The organism is Rummeliibacillus sp. TYF005, from assembly GCF_003844195.1.
In the GTDB taxonomy this organism is placed as follows: Bacteria; Bacillota; Bacilli; order Bacillales_A; family Planococcaceae; genus Rummeliibacillus.
In genome coordinates, this window is the sequence record NZ_ML122545.1 from 42180 (window position 1) to 56677 (window position 14498).

At 34.8% G+C, this 14498-nt stretch carries 15 protein-coding genes; all 15 read left to right on the forward strand.

The window, feature by feature from the left end; genetic code table 11:
* Positions 1–290: 290 nt before the first annotated feature.
* The 15 genes from prfA to CW357_RS05030 all read left to right on the forward strand — a co-directional run bounded on the left by prfA (position 291) and on the right by CW357_RS05030 (position 14480).
* The gene (gene prfA / locus CW357_RS04965) at positions 291–1370 is read left to right on the forward strand and encodes a peptide chain release factor 1 (protein ID WP_124217482.1); all 1080 of its coding nucleotides are present in this window, start codon (positions 291–293) and stop codon (positions 1368–1370) included.
* A complete protein-coding gene (gene prmC, locus CW357_RS04970; protein WP_124217483.1) occupies positions 1354–2220 on the forward strand; it encodes a peptide chain release factor N(5)-glutamine methyltransferase in 867 nt (288 codons plus the stop codon). Before prfA ends, prmC begins: the two co-directional genes overlap by 17 nt.
* Positions 2221–2264: 44 nt before the next feature.
* The gene (locus CW357_RS04975) at positions 2265–2870 is read left to right on the forward strand and encodes a stage II sporulation protein R (RefSeq protein WP_164489541.1); all 606 of its coding nucleotides are present in this window, start codon (positions 2265–2267) and stop codon (positions 2868–2870) included.
* Positions 2871–2971: 101 nt separating this feature from the next.
* Complete coding sequence (locus tag CW357_RS04980) at positions 2972–4000, forward strand: L-threonylcarbamoyladenylate synthase (RefSeq protein WP_124217485.1); 1029 nt, start codon at positions 2972–2974, stop codon at positions 3998–4000.
* A gap of 94 nt (positions 4001–4094) precedes the next feature.
* Positions 4095–4265: a hypothetical protein gene (locus CW357_RS18170; RefSeq protein WP_164489542.1), complete on the forward strand. Its 171-nt coding sequence runs from the start codon at positions 4095–4097 to the stop codon at positions 4263–4265.
* Positions 4266–4495: 230 nt separating this feature from the next.
* Positions 4496–4993 (forward strand): manganese efflux pump, encoded by a 498-nt coding sequence (locus tag CW357_RS04985; RefSeq protein WP_124217486.1) that lies wholly within the window; start codon positions 4496–4498, stop codon positions 4991–4993.
* Between the two features lie 53 nt (positions 4994–5046).
* Complete coding sequence (locus CW357_RS04990; RefSeq protein WP_119414093.1) at positions 5047–5487, forward strand: low molecular weight protein arginine phosphatase; 441 nt, start codon at positions 5047–5049, stop codon at positions 5485–5487.
* A gap of 2 nt (positions 5488–5489) precedes the next feature.
* Positions 5490–6782, forward strand: a complete 1293-nt coding sequence (locus CW357_RS04995; RefSeq protein WP_119414094.1) for a methyl-accepting chemotaxis protein — start codon at positions 5490–5492, stop codon at positions 6780–6782.
* Positions 6783–7201: 419 nt separating this feature from the next.
* The gene (rpiB, locus tag CW357_RS05000) at positions 7202–7648 is read left to right on the forward strand and encodes a ribose 5-phosphate isomerase B (RefSeq protein ID WP_124217487.1); all 447 of its coding nucleotides are present in this window, start codon (positions 7202–7204) and stop codon (positions 7646–7648) included.
* 21 nt (positions 7649–7669) lie between these two features.
* On the forward strand, positions 7670–8218 hold the full coding sequence (locus CW357_RS05005) for a TIGR01440 family protein (RefSeq protein ID WP_119414096.1): 549 nt from the start codon (positions 7670–7672) through the stop codon (positions 8216–8218).
* A 21-nt stretch (positions 8219–8239) separates the two neighbouring features.
* Positions 8240–9502 (forward strand): serine hydroxymethyltransferase, encoded by a 1263-nt coding sequence (gene glyA, locus CW357_RS05010; RefSeq protein ID WP_124217488.1) that lies wholly within the window; start codon positions 8240–8242, stop codon positions 9500–9502.
* Between the two features lie 97 nt (positions 9503–9599).
* Positions 9600–11762 (forward strand): EAL domain-containing protein, encoded by a 2163-nt coding sequence (locus CW357_RS05015; protein ID WP_119414098.1) that lies wholly within the window; start codon positions 9600–9602, stop codon positions 11760–11762.
* Positions 11763–11837: 75 nt separating this feature from the next.
* Entirely contained in the window at positions 11838–12467 is a 630-nt protein-coding gene (gene upp, locus CW357_RS05020) for a uracil phosphoribosyltransferase (RefSeq protein WP_119414099.1), read from the forward strand.
* 24 nt (positions 12468–12491) lie between these two features.
* On the forward strand, positions 12492–13616 hold the full coding sequence (gene wecB, locus CW357_RS05025; RefSeq protein WP_119414100.1) for a non-hydrolyzing UDP-N-acetylglucosamine 2-epimerase: 1125 nt from the start codon (positions 12492–12494) through the stop codon (positions 13614–13616).
* 492 nt (positions 13617–14108) lie between these two features.
* Positions 14109–14480 (forward strand): ATP synthase subunit I, encoded by a 372-nt coding sequence (locus CW357_RS05030; RefSeq protein WP_119414101.1) that lies wholly within the window; start codon positions 14109–14111, stop codon positions 14478–14480.
* Positions 14481–14498 lie beyond the last annotated feature (18 nt).

Consider the following 14498-nt stretch of genomic DNA (forward strand, 5'->3'; position numbering starts at 1 on the left):
AACAAAAGAGAGCGCCGTAGCTGTACAGATATAAATGATATATCAGTAACTTATGTCAGCAACTGAATTAATTTCATAACTCAAGTTTTTTCAAATGGAATGTGACTCATTTGATACTAATTTCTATTAAATAGTTTCTATAAAATGTTGTCTATAGCTGAAAATCTGTAAATGGATATCGTATATATTCAACCATTCATATTTATAAACAAAAAATAGATTTATGAAATTGATTCACATATATAATACAAATAAATAAATTGTAAATAGAAAGGTATCGGTGAAAAATAATGTTTGATCGCCTACAAGCTGTTGAAGATCGTTATGAAAAGCTAAATGAACTTCTAAGCGATCCAGATATCGTATCTGACTCAAAAAAATTAGCTAAATACTCAAAGGAACAATCTGATATTCAAGAAACTGTAGAAGTTTATCGTGAATATAAATCAGCAAAAGAACAACTAGCTGATGCAAAAGAAATGCTAGAAGAAAAACTAGACCCAGACATGAAAGAAATGGTCAAAGAAGAAGTTAGCGATTTAGAAAAACAAATTCGTGACTTTGAAGAACGTCTTCGAATTTTATTGATTCCTAAAGACCCTAATGATAATAAAAACGTTATTATGGAAATTCGCGGTGCTGCAGGTGGGGACGAAGCAGCATTATTCGCAAACTCACTATTCCGTATGTACAGTAAATACGCTGAAACACAAGGTTGGAAAATTGAAGTAATGAATGCAAACCCAACAGAACTTGGTGGTTATAAAGAAATCGTCTTTATGATTAACGGTCAAGGTGCGTATTCTAAATTTAAATATGAAAGTGGCGCACACCGTGTTCAACGTGTACCAGAAACAGAATCTCAAGGCCGTGTCCATACATCAACATCGACAGTTGTTGTAATGCCAGAAGCAGAAGAAGTAGAACTTGATCTTCAAGACAAAGATATCCGAGTAGATATTTATCATTCATCAGGTGCTGGTGGTCAGCACGTCAACAAAACTGCATCTGCTGTACGTATGACACATATCCCAACAGGTATCGTAGTAGCTATGCAAGATGAACGTTCACAACTTAAAAACCGCGAAAAAGCAATGAAAGTACTTCGTGCTCGTGTTTATGATAAATTACAACAAGATGCACAAAGTGAAATCGATGCAGAACGTAAATCTGCAGTTGGTACAGGGGACCGTTCTGAACGTATCCGTACTTACAACTACCCACAAAACCGTGTAACAGATCACCGTATTGGCTTAACAATTCAAAAACTCGACCAAATTATCGAAGGTAAATTAGATGAAATTATCGATGCATTGATTTTAGAAGAACAAGCCAAAAAATTGGATGCACTAAATGACACAGCACTTTAATTTTATATATGAGGCCCTGAATGGGGCTTCTTCTTTTTTACGGGATAAAGGTCGAGAGGAAATTGCTGCAAGACTTCTTTTACAACATGTATTAAAAAAATCGTACACAGAATTATTAGTAAGTATGCATGATGAGATTGAAGAAGAGGATTGCCGAACTTATTGGCAAATGGTTGAATCTCATGCACAGGGAATGCCTATCCAATATATCATTGGTGAGGAAGAGTTTTATGGCCGTACTTTTCAAGTGAACGAATCAGTTCTCATTCCTAGACCTGAAACGGAAGAACTCATTCTAGAAGCAACCAAAAGGATAAAGCGACTTTTTGGTGCACAACCAACGATTCAGTTAGCGGATATAGGGACAGGTAGTGGTGCCATTGCCATTACAATGAAAAAAGAAATCCCCACTTTACAAGTAACGGCAACAGATATTTCATCCGATGCGTTAAAAGTAGCAAAAAAAAATGCGAAGCTGCTCAATGCAGAAATCCATTTTGAAGAGGGCGATTTAACAGTACCAATCTCTCAACAAAAATGGCAAGTTGTCTTATCTAATCCCCCTTACATTGCCTATGAAGAAGCGGCTGAAATGTCTGAAGTTGTACTAGAGCATGAACCACATACGGCACTTTTTGCAGAAGATGATGGACTAGCACTTTATAAAAGACTAGCAAAAAATCTTCCAAGTCTAATGACCAAACCAAGTTTTATAGGTGTGGAAATCGGGTATGCGCAGGGCCCAGCAGTTGCCGCACTATTTAAAGAAAACTTTCCACAAGCCAATGTTGAAATCATAAAAGATATCAATGGAAAAAATCGTATGGTTTTTTGTGAAATAGATGAATAAATAGTAATCTATTTGTCCATGATAGTTTCATGGAGGGGATACAAATGATAGAAGATTACTATAATATCAAACAACCACAAGAATTATCATATTACACGATTAAACAACCAAAACAACCATCTCAAGTGACAATACTTTTGCAATTTATAACTGCACTTTTACTTATACAATTAATCCTTATGGTCGTTCAAAGCTATTTAACGGAGCAATATAGCGTTGAACTAGAGCAACCAAGATTTCGGATTATCGCCAATAGCAATTCATCTGCAGATCAACAATATAAACACCAATTAGTAAATGAAATCAAACCAATCTTAGATAAAGCAGTATTGAATTCTACTGGTCAAGTAAATCTATCAACAATTGAAGCTGAGATCAAAAATAAATTAGCTACAAAATTAGAAACAGACAATATTAAAGTCACAACAAAAGATGCATTATTTCCACCAAAGCGTTATCAAGATAAGATATATGCACAAGATAAGTATCAAGCAATTGTTGTGACAATCGGTGCAGGAAAGGGAGATAATTGGTGGTGTGGATTATTTCCGAAAGTTTGCTACCGTGATGAGGTAGAAGAAAAGAAAGAAGAAAAACCTAAATTTTTTATAATAGAATGGTTTAAGAGTCTATTTTCAGACAAAGATTAGAGTTACCCACAATATTTGGTAAATTGTCCACAATCTAACCAACGTTATCAACAAATTGTGCATAACTTTCTGAAAACTCTTTAATATCGGGAGGTAACAACATGGAAACACAACGTCTAATTGTGGATAATAATGTGGATTCCGAAAAAAGTTATTCACAAGCTGTGGATTTGTTAAATGCTGGAGAATTAGTCGCATTTCCGACAGAAACTGTATATGGACTTGGAGCGATTGCAACAAATAACACAGCAGTTAAAAAAATCTATGCAGCAAAGGGAAGACCATCGGACAATCCATTAATCGTACATATTGGTACTTTCGATGAGCTTGAAAACTATGTAGCGGATATTTCAGACAAGGCAAGAAAATGTATGGATGCATTTTGGCCTGGCCCATTAACGATGATTTTTAAAGTTAAGCCCAATGTGCTTGCAGAAAGCGTAACAGCTGGATTGGATACAGTAGGAATTCGTATGCCAAACCATCCAGTTGCTTTAAAGCTATTGCAAAAACTAGGAAAGCCGGTAGCTGCTCCAAGCGCTAATCGCAGTGGCAAACCGAGTCCTACTGAAGGAATTCATGTTGAACAAGATTTAACAGGCAAAATCCCATTGATTTTGGATGGTGGAGCAACTGGAGTTGGCGTAGAATCTACTGTTATTGATCTTACATTAGAAACACCAGTTATTTTACGGCCAGGAGCAATTACAAAGGAAATGTTCGAAAAAGTAATCGGTCCAGTAAAACAACCTACTCATATTGAACAAAAACAAGGTGCTCCTCGTGCTCCAGGTATGAAGTACAAGCATTATGCACCAAATGCACCGGTTTTGTTAATTGAAAAAGACAAAAACCAAGTTGCGTCTGCCATACAGCAACTGCAACAACAAGGACACAAAGTTGCTCTATTAGCACCACAAGATTTTGAGCAACTAACGCCAGAATGGTTTTTCACTTTAGGAGAAACACAAGAAGATATGGCGGCCAACCTTTTTCATGCATTACGAGCATGTGATTTAACAACAGCCGATGTAGTACTTGCAACAGTTACAACTACTCAAGGAGTAGGAGCTGCCATTATGAATCGCCTCGAAAAATCCGCAGGCGGTAAATGGTATAAACTAAAATAACTCTATATTATAGAAGGAATTTTTAACAAGCAGCTGGAAAACAGCTGCTTTATTTTTTTTAACTGCCTGAGTTGTGCAAAAAGAGTAGCGAGTTGTGCAAAAGAAGCTGAGTTGTGCAAAAGGGTCTGTGAGTTGTGCAAAAGAAGCTGTGAGTTGTGCAAGAGAAGCAGCGAGTTGTGCAAAAGAAGCTGTGAGTTGTGCAAAAGGAGCCATGAGTTGTGCAAAAGACCCCACGAGTTGTGCTAATCAGCAAACAAAATTATAACCAATTACCAATTTACCAATTACCAATAAAATCCCTATCCCAAAAGCAACGACAACCTCCAAAAGAAAAATGCTCTTAATTGTCCGCGCCAAAGAAAAGGAAAGAATTAAAATCCTCCCGCGAATAATAGAAAAATATAATCCACCCCGAGCATCATTTTAAAATTTCAGCATATGAATGTTTCAGCATTCATAGGATAAAAGACGATTCCTATTGAATGGAGGAGCTTTGTGAAAGAAATTATTGCTGCTATTATTACAGCTATGGATGTGTTGACGATTTATATACTAATACCCCAAGTGAAATATCGCTTTTGGCTATCACTTTGGACAGGTGTTCTCCATATGATTTTCCCCTATATTGGTTTTCTCTTTGGTGAATGGCTTGCCGCTTATATATCAAACCTTGCACAAAATATTTCAGGTATATTATTAAGTATGATAGGTGTACAACTATTACTAGCAGTAAAAGATCATAAAGCTGCTCAAATTCCTGTAACCATATTAGCCATCACTACTAGTTTAGATACCTTTTCAGTTAGTGTATCTTTTGGTATGCTTCAATTAAAAGAAACATTACTCGTTTGTAGTATGGGAGTATTTGCTTTTCTATTTTCATATATTGCGCTAGTTTTACATAAAAAAATCCCATCAAAAATAGGAATATACATGCAATTAATAGCAGGAGTAGTGTTACTTTTGATGGGTATTTTTTCATTTAATTTGTAAAAATAGATTACTAATTAAGTGTTTTACTATATAATGAAAGGTAAGGATATCAGATGAATATTTATTTTGTATGTACAGGAAATACTTGTAGAAGCCCAATGGCAGCAGCTATTTTAAAATCAAAAAAACTACCAGAAATCAGTGTGAAGTCAGCAGGAATCTATGCAATGCCTGGAAGCCCCATGTCACATAACTCGGAAATTGTGTTACAGGAGAAGCAAATTTCCTACGACCATACTTCACAACCAATTACATTGGAAGACCTTCAATGGGCCAATTTAATCTTAACCATGACTTCTGGACATAAAGAATCACTTTTACAAGTGTTTCCACAAGTAGCGGATAAGACATTTACATTAAAAGAATATGTCACTGAATCGAGTGACTTAGATGTATTAGATCCGTTTGGTGGCGATATTGAGACATATCGCAAGACGTTCCAAGAACTTAGTACATTGATGGATGGACTTGAAAAGAAAATATTGGAGGAGTAAGCATGGCAAAAAAAAGTGTGCAACATTCTTTTGGACTAAAAAAGAAACTTATCCTATTTGTAACTATCTTAGCAGTTATAACTTATAGTGTTAGTTACTTCTTTATCGAGTATTTACAACCTCAATTTTTCCCAAACGTAAAAGACGGGGTATTTCAAATCATTACATATTCTTTGGGAATCATTTGGTCCGGCATTTTAGCTGGATTATTCAGTTCACTATTAGTAAAACCTTTGCAAAAACTAGAACATGTAGCAATTGAAGCTGCAGATGGGAAACTTAGCAAAGATGTAGAAATGCCAAATAGCTCAGATGAAATTCGTTCATTATCAGAAGCATTTCAAACAATGCTTGTAAGTCTACGTAAAATAGTCGCAAGTATCAATCAAAATTTCCAAACAACGAACAAAACCGTATTAAATTTGTCTGAAGAGACTGAACAAGCTTCCAAACAAACGGAATCGATTGCTGAAACGATTTCAAATATTTCAGAAGGTGCTACAAGCTCTGCAATTGCTATTCAAGAAACAGCGGAAGCACTAGAAGATGTTCGTATATTGGCAGAAGAGGTCAATCAACGTGCCATCACATCATCAAACCAATCAACAAAAATGATGAGTGAGCTAAATTATACAACAAATGCTATTAACCAATTAGTAGAAGGTATTGAAAAAATAACATCTGGTAACCAATTAGCTCTTAAAGATATTCACCAACTTGAAAAAAACGCGTTAAAAGTAGAACAAATTATTCAGTTAGTTGGTGACATTGCTGAACAAACTAACTTGCTTGCACTAAATGCCTCTATCGAAGCGGCAAGAGCAGGAGAACAAGGTAAAGGATTTGCAGTAGTAGCAGAAGAAGTACGTAAACTTGCAGATGAAAGTGCAGAAGCTGTAAAAGGTATTACGGAATTAATCCAAACAATTCAATTAGATGTTCAAACAGTCGTTGGGAAAATGACTGAGCAAGTTAATATTGCGGAAGGTGAAGTAGCACGTATTTCCGAAACAACATCTGCTGTTGATGGAATGTCTGCAATGGTTAAAGAAATGGCAGATTCAATTGTGGAAATTTCAGAATTTGTAGGGAAACAATTACATAACATTGAAAAAACGGCCCATCAATCTCAAGAGGTAGCAGCTATTGCTGAACAAACTTCTGCAGGAGCAATGGAAGTACAAACAGCAACAGATGATCAAGTAAGATCCATTGAACAAATCGACCAACTATCTCATATATTAAAACAACAATCTGAAGAGCTATACCAAATGATTCAAAAATTTGAAAACTAATATTGAAGCTAGCTTCTATAGCTAACCGGTTAGGACATAGGAATAGCCTAATCATACAAGGCAAATTGTCGTCTTATTTTGATGGCAATTTGCCTTTTTCTTCCGCTCTTTTTTATCTTTTCACCCAGCAATTTTATGAAATCTTCTCCTAGTCGCATTCAAACTAGCGTTGGATTCTCTCCATAATCACATAGATTTGATCTAAAACTTAATCAATTAGAGTTAAATCACGAATTAATATATTGAAATTTAAAAATATATTCGTGATTTACTTATAATATCATGATAAATTTATGATAAAAAATAATATTATTCGTATTTTTAAAAATTGCCTCTCGCAATTGAGTAGAAAATATGTCATTATACATATAGAAGTGGTAAACTGATGATGAAAAGAACAATTGAAAAGAGGGAACCCATTGAAAATTGCAATTTCATCAGATCATGGTGGTAATAATTTAAGAAAAGAAATCATAGCTTTGCTAGAAGAACTTGGTATTAGTTATGAAGACTTTGGTCCAAAAACATCTGATTCAGTAGATTACCCAGACTATGCCTTACCAGTTGCTAATGGAGTAGCTAGTGGTCAGTTTGATCGCGGTATTTTAATTTGTGGAACTGGTATTGGAATGTCCATTACTGCAAACAAAGTAAAAGGTGTTCGTTGTGCATTAGTACATGATGTATTCAGTGCTAAAGCAACACGTTGCCACAATGATTCAAATGTGTTGGCAATGGGAGAAAGAGTCATTGGACCAGGACTTGCACGTGAAATCGTTCAAACGTGGTTATCAACAGACTTTGAAGGTGGTCGTCATGAACGTCGCATCAACAAAATTTCAGAAATAGAAGCACAAGAACAATAATTAGATTAGAGGTCTTAAACGATGAACTTACATCAAATTGAAGAACAGCTCGAATCATTGCTATTTCAGTTTGAACAACAAGTGACTTTCCGTAATGGGCAAATTTTCGTTATAGGATGCTCAACATCAGAAGTAAAAGGTCAAAAGATTGGTACAGCTGGTGGTTTAGAAATAGCAGAAGCTCTGTATAAACCATTAAAGTCTTTTGCTGAAAAACACCAACTTTATTTAGCGTTTCAAGGTTGCGAACATATAAATCGCGCCTTAACTATAGAAAGAGCTGCAGCAGAACAATATGGATTAGAACCTGTTTCTGTTATCCCTGTTCAAAAAGCTGGTGGTTCGATGTCAACGTATGCTTATAGCCAATTTAAAGATCCTGTAGTAGTTGAAGAAATTCAAGCTCATGCAGGAATTGATATTGGTCAAACATTAATTGGTATGCACTTAAAAAAAGTGGCAATTCCTGTCCGCACTTCTATCTCAAAAATTGGAGAGGCAGTCGTGACAGTTGCAAAAACTCGTCCAAAACTAATAGGTGGCGAGAGATCAGTATACAACAAAGAGTAGAAATTAGGGGGAATAGGTGTAATGGAAAATCTAGCAGCACTAGATCAGTCAACTATTGCGTCACAAGACAAAGCAGTATTTGAAGCAATTGAAAAAGAATTTGCTCGTCAACAAGCGAATATTGAGTTAATCGCTTCTGAAAATATTGTTTCTAAAGCAGTTTTAGAAGCACAAGGCTCTGTATTAACAAACAAATATGCTGAGGGCTATCCTGGTAAACGTTATTATGGCGGTTGTGAACATGTGGATGTTGTTGAAGATATTGCACGTGATCGCCTAAAAGAAATCTTTGGCGCTGAATATGCAAATGTACAACCACATTCAGGTGCACAAGCCAATATGGCCGTATACTTTACTATCTTAGAACCAGGCGATACTGTTTTAGGTATGAACTTATCTCATGGTGGTCACTTAACACACGGTAGTCCTGTCAATTTCTCAGGTAAACAATATAACTTTGTTGAATATGGTGTGACAGAAGATACAAACGTAATCGACTATGAAGATGTTCGTCAAAAAGCACTTCAACATAAACCAAAATTGATCGTGGCAGGTGCATCTGCATATCCACGCATTATTGATTTTGCTAAATTCCGTGAAATCGCTGACGAAGTAGGAGCGTATTTCATGGTCGACATGGCTCATATTGCAGGTCTTGTTGCTGCAGGTGTTCATCCAAACCCTGTACCATATGCTGACTTTGTAACATCTACTACTCACAAAACTTTACGTGGCCCACGTGGTGGACTAATTCTTTGCAAAGAAGAATGGGGTAAGAAAATTGATAAATCCATCTTCCCAGGTATTCAAGGTGGTCCATTAATGCATGTTATCGCAGGTAAAGCTGTTGCATTTGGCGAAGCACTTCAACCTGAATTTAAAGAATATATCCACCAAGTTGTGAAAAACGCAAAAGTATTTGGCGAAGCATTACAAGCAGAAGGTATTAAACTTGTATCAGATGGTACAGATAATCACCTATTATTATTAGATGTACGTTCTCTAGGCCTAACAGGTAAAGTAGCAGAAAAACTTCTAGATGATGTGAACATCACTGCAAACAAAAATACAATTCCTTACGATCCAGAAAGTCCATTTATCACATCTGGTGTTCGAATTGGTACACCTGCTATTACATCTCGCGGTTTCAAAGAAGAAGATGTGAAAGAAGTTGCCTCTATTATTGCTAATGTTTTAAAAAATCCAGAAGACGAAGCAGTTAAACAAGATGCAATTACACGTGTTAAAGTCCTAACAGATAAACACCCAATTTATACGAAATAAGTGTAAAAAAAAGCTACTTTTGGTATAATCCAAAAGTAGCTTTTTTTATTTAGTAAAATAGTATTGTTTTGTGCGTTTATAGGGGAGGATAATTTAAGTGGAAAACGATTTGCCTCAATTGTCCAATGATTTAATCGAGTGGTTTCAAAATTTTGATGATAAGATAGATAGCAAAATTCTTGGTGGTTTTGTAGTATTTGATACAGAAAATGATGATTTTCCTATACTGTTTTCAAGTAGAAGCTTTGAAACTATGACCAAATACGAAAAGCAAGAAGTAAAAGGGTTGTCCTTTTTTTCAATGATAAAAGAAGAATTACATAAAGCTATTTCAAAAACAAAACGGTTAAGCAAGGAAATGTTCATAACCACAAAAGATAATGCTATCGTTCATTGCAAAGTATTATTTCATCCACTGCAATTTAGTGGAACTTCTCGAAAGCTATATATGGCAACTTTTTATAATAGAACAGAACAAAAGAAAAATAAATTAATTTCAGATATTCAAAATTGGGTTTTAGAAAAGTATAACGATGAAGAAAACCCAGAAATAATATTACAGGGATTCTTCAAAAAAATTGAACAATACACGTCCAATAATATTACTTGTAGTGTAATGATTTATAATGAAGATGATAGTGCGAAAATATTTCTATCAGAAAGTTTTACGAACAAAACGATAAACGCATTTAACAAAGATGATATCATCCCTTATAATAAATATTTTAAAAAACTACTAAGTAAGAATTCACAATATATCATAAAAAATGTATTACTAGAACCTAATATGTACTTACCATCACATGATATATGTTCTCGATACAATAAAGCGGTTTTATTTGCATTAAAAGATGATGAAAATAAAGTAAGAGGCGTATTCATTGTTGCATGTTCTAACAAATGGCCATTAGAGAGTATTAATCTTGCACTTTTTCAACAATTAACAACAGTGATTAGATCAATTGTTAAATATGATAGTTATCAAAAAATAATGCTTGAGCAAATTACGAAAGATCCAAACTCAGGATTATATAACCTGGCATATTTTAAAAAGAAAGTACAAGAAAAATTTCCAGAATGTTCGAAAGGTTATGTTTGCATAATATCTCCTAAAGAATATGAAGATATAGTTAATCTTTATGAACGTAAAGCAGGTTATGATTTATTGACTCAAATTGCGGATAGGATGAGTAGTTATAAAGAAAACAGAAACTTAGTAGTAGCTTCATTCGCTACAAACGCATTGATTGTTTTTGTTGATTTTAACTATAAGCAATATGAAAAACATGTCTTAGAACAACTTGTAGAAAGGCCATTTATAATAGATGGTTTTGAAGTTTTTGTCTCATTAAGTGTAGGGCTATCTCCAATTGAAAGTTATCAGCAACTAGATGAAAGTATTAGAAGGGCAGATCAAGCTTTTTCAAAAGCAAAGCTTGAGCCTGGAAATAATATTCAATTTTTCGATGATGAAGATAATAATAGAATTAAACACGAAAGAAGAATGTACAATTTAATCATTCATGGCATAAAAGAAAAGCAATTCATACCATATCTTCAACCAAAAGTATCTCTACAAACTAATGAAATCATTGGTTTTGAAGCATTAGCTCGGTGGCAAACGAAAACTGGTAAGATGATTTACCCAGATCAATTCATACCACTTGCTGAAAGTACTGGGAAAATAATTGATATTGAAAATATGATTTTAGATAATGTGTTAGATTGGCTCTGTGAACGGAAAAGTAGAGGATTACCATTGTATCAAGTGTCTATTAATATATCTCCACAGCATTTTTATGAACAAGATTTTGTATGTAATCTCGTCGACAAACTAGATATATATCGTGTGAATCCAAAATATATCAAAATAGAAATAACAGAAAGTATTGGGTTAGTCGATTTGAAAAAAGCGAGTACAATTATTAATCATTTAAAATCTTATGGATTTGCAACATCTATGGACGACTTTGGAAAAGGTTTTTCTTCTCTGAATTACTTAACTCAATTAGATTTTGCGGAGATTAAAATTGATAAAAGTTTTATTGACAATATGAATGATCCGAAAACATTTGCCATTATTCGAACCATGTTACAACTAGCGGACAATTTAAATGTTAAAGCTGTAGTTGAGGGAATCGAAGATAAAAGTCAAGTTGAAAAGCTAGGAGAAATTGGCTGTGATGTAGGTCAGGGTTATTACTTTTATAAACCTTTATCTATAGGACAAGTAAATGAAATTTTGAACGAAATACGATAATTTCAAAAAAATACATAAGAATGAATCTTTTCTGTTATAATAAGCAAGATAAATATTAAATAGGGAGAGATCTTCTTGGGTAAAGTATTCGTTTTTGACCATCCATTAATTCAACACAAACTAACATATATTCGTGATAAACACACAGGAACAAAAGAATTCCGTGAATTAGTTGATGAAGTGGCAACACTTATGGCATTTGAAATTACTCGTGATATGCCAACTGAAGAAATTGAAATTGAAACACCAATTACAACAACAAAAACAAAAGTATTATCAGGTAAGAAAATTGCAGTTGTGCCAATTCTACGTGCTGGATTAGGTATGGTCGATGGAGTATTAAAACTAATCCCAGCTGCTAAAGTAGCTCATATTGGTTTATATCGCGATCCAGAAACACTAAAACCAGTTGAATATTATGCAAAATTCCCAGCTGATTTAGAAGAACGTGATTATATTATTGTTGACCCAATGTTAGCAACAGGAGGTTCAGCAATTGAAGCCATTAACTCACTAAAAAAACGCGGTGCAAAAAATATTAAATTCATGTGCTTAATTGCAGCTCCAGAAGGTGTAAAAGCAATTCAAAAAGAACATCCAGATATCGATATCTTTATTGCAGCATTGGATGAACAACTAAATGATCACGGATATATCGTACCGGGTCTAGGAGATGCCGGCGACCGTTTATTTGGAACAAAATAATGAATAATATAGGTGGTGCTTCGGTTGTCTAAAAAGTGGAAAGTAATGACAGTATTCGGTACGCGTCCAGAAGCGATTAAAATGGCTCCGCTCGTATTAGAGCTGAAAAAGCATTCGGACGAAATTCAAACAATAGTAACCGTAACAGCTCAACATCGACAAATGTTAGACCAAGTTCTAGACACATTTAAGATCACACCTGATTATGATTTGAACATCATGAAGAATCGACAAACGCTTCTAGATGTCACTACTAGAGGTCTTGAAGGACTTGATGAGGTTATGAAAGAAGCGAAGCCAGACATCGTACTTGTTCACGGTGATACAACTACAACATTTGTAGCGAGCTTAGCTGCATTTTATAACCAAATTGCTATTGGACATGTAGAAGCTGGGTTAAGAACGGGTAACAAGTATTCTCCGTTTCCAGAAGAGATGAACCGTCAGCTTACAGGAACGATGGCAGACATTCATTTTGCGCCTACTGAACAAGCAAAACAAAATTTGCTGATTGAAAATAAAAAAGAAAATAGTATTGTAGTAACCGGGAATACAGCTATTGATGCTCTGAAAACGACAGTTAGCGATCATTATGATCATCCTGTATTAAAACAATTAGGACAAGATCGTATGATTCTATTAACTGCTCATCGTCGAGAAAACTTAGGTGAACCTATGCGCCATATGTTTAAGGCTATTAAACGTTTGTTAACAGAATTCAATGATGTTCAAGTTGTATATCCCGTGCACTTAAATCCAGTTGTTCGAGAAATTGCTAACGAAATTTTGGGGGATGAACCAAAAGTACATTTGATTGAACCACTTGAAGTATTTGATTTTCATAATTTTGCTTCAAGATCTTTTATGATTTTAACAGATTCAGGTGGTGTTCAAGAAGAGGCACCTTCTCTCGGTAAACCAGTACTTGTATTAAGAGATACCACGGAAAGACCAGAAGGTATTAAAGCAGGTACATTAAAATTAGCAGGAACAAATGAGGATACAATATATCATTTGGCAAAAGAATTGTTAACCAATCATCATGAATATGAAAGAATGGCGCATGCATCCAATCCTTACGGCGATGGACATGCTTCTGAAAGAATAGTAGAATCATTACTCTCATTTTTATCAACAAATAGTTTGTAATAATATCCCCACAAATTATTCCATTTAATTTGTGGGGTTTTTATAATATTCTAAAAACAGATACAAAATTGAAATATTTTGTTCAAAATTTGTCTACAATTTGACAAAGTAATATTGCTTGTGAAGTTTTTCACTCTAACCAATTGACATGAAATATTCACTATTGTATGCTTACAAAGGGTAAGAATGATAAGGGTTTCATGCTCAAAAATCATAATGGAAACTCTTTAGATACCAAGTTTCTACTAATTTTACAGTTAAAACTATTTTCTGTAAAATTTTAGCGGTTTTTGTACGTCTATTAGATGTCCTTATGAGGCGGTGGTTTATCATAAAAGCTTATCTCTCACCATTTGGATCCGATTCAACTCAAATGTGAGTTTAAACGGCTTCCACCCCAGTGTAGTTTTACACTACTTATCAGACATCCATTCGGTGGTCAGCTATACTTCCATCATTCGAAGAAAATAAGATTCAGGAGATTAAAGACCAATGCTAGAATTGCATCAAATTTTTGCTATGCAGAAGAAAGCCTTCTTTTTTTTGCTTGCATTTTTTGCGTTAGGCTGGGGATTTACATCATTCAAAACTGTATTTGCTGGTCTCGCAGTAGGTGTGCTTTTTGGTCAATATAACTTTTGGATTCTCGTCCGAAGAATGGAACGCTTTGACCGAGCATTAAGTGAAGGGAAAAAAGCACCGTCTCTAGGGATGGGCTTACGCTTTGCATCTGGTGTTGCAGCTGCCGCAGTAGCGATTACTTGGCCAAAGTATTTTCACTTAGTGAGTGTGGTCATTGGGCTAATGATTCCGTACGTTCTGCTTTTAGTAGACAGGATCGTATTTCATGTAAAAAACCAATAAGCACATTTGAAAGTGAGG

What these genes read in the sequence shown, in the direction of transcription:
- glyA (WP_124217488.1), top strand. Translation starts at nt 8,240, where the DNA reads ATGGAAAATCTAGCAGCACTAGATCAGTCAACTATTGCGTCACAAGAC.
- CW357_RS05030 (WP_119414101.1), top strand. Translation starts at nt 14,109, where the DNA reads ATGCTAGAATTGCATCAAATTTTTGCTATGCAGAAGAAAGCCTTCTTT.
- prfA (WP_124217482.1), top strand. Translation starts at nt 291, where the DNA reads ATGTTTGATCGCCTACAAGCTGTTGAAGATCGTTATGAAAAGCTAAAT.
- prmC (WP_124217483.1), top strand. Translation starts at nt 1,354, where the DNA reads ATGACACAGCACTTTAATTTTATATATGAGGCCCTGAATGGGGCTTCT.
- CW357_RS04980 (WP_124217485.1), top strand. Translation starts at nt 2,972, where the DNA reads ATGGAAACACAACGTCTAATTGTGGATAATAATGTGGATTCCGAAAAA.
- CW357_RS04975 (WP_164489541.1), top strand. Translation starts at nt 2,265, where the DNA reads ATGATAGAAGATTACTATAATATCAAACAACCACAAGAATTATCATAT.
- CW357_RS04990 (WP_119414093.1), top strand. Translation starts at nt 5,047, where the DNA reads ATGAATATTTATTTTGTATGTACAGGAAATACTTGTAGAAGCCCAATG.
- CW357_RS05005 (WP_119414096.1), top strand. Translation starts at nt 7,670, where the DNA reads ATGAACTTACATCAAATTGAAGAACAGCTCGAATCATTGCTATTTCAG.
- CW357_RS04995 (WP_119414094.1), top strand. Translation starts at nt 5,490, where the DNA reads ATGGCAAAAAAAAGTGTGCAACATTCTTTTGGACTAAAAAAGAAACTT.